We start from the raw sequence: 359 nt of genomic DNA, 5'->3' as shown, positions 1-359 counted from the left end.
ACCAAGGGCAACGCCGAGTTCCTCGGCAACCGTGTCGACCAGGTGCGCGCGGGCCTGAAGGACGCGCGGGTCTTCCAGAAGCAGGCCGCCGTGGACGCCTTCGCGAAGACGCCGCCCGACCAGTTGCTCACGGGGCTGCGCGGCAAGGACGTGCTGTTCACCTTCATCGAGAGCTACGGCCGCGTCGCGATCGACGACCCGGCGATGGCGCCCCAGATCGACTCGGTGCTCAAGGAGGGCACCAGCTCACTGAAGGCGGCCGGGTTCGAGTCGCGCAGCGGCTGGCTGCAGTCGCCGGTGACCGGCGCGGGCAGCTGGCTCGCCCACTCGACGTTCCTGTCCGGGCTGTGGATCAAGAA

The 359-nt window shown here is 69.4% G+C and carries 1 pseudogene; it reads left to right on the top strand.

The window, feature by feature from the left end:
• Window positions 1-359, top strand: a pseudogene (locus tag IF47_RS0127015) (sulfatase); the annotation flags it as partial.

Source organism: Streptomyces megasporus, assembly GCF_000718985.1.
Lineage (GTDB): Bacteria > Actinomycetota > Actinomycetes > Streptomycetales > Streptomycetaceae > Streptomyces > Streptomyces megasporus.
Note: the sequence above shows the minus strand (reverse complement) of the source record. Positions and strands in the feature narration are given on the sequence as shown.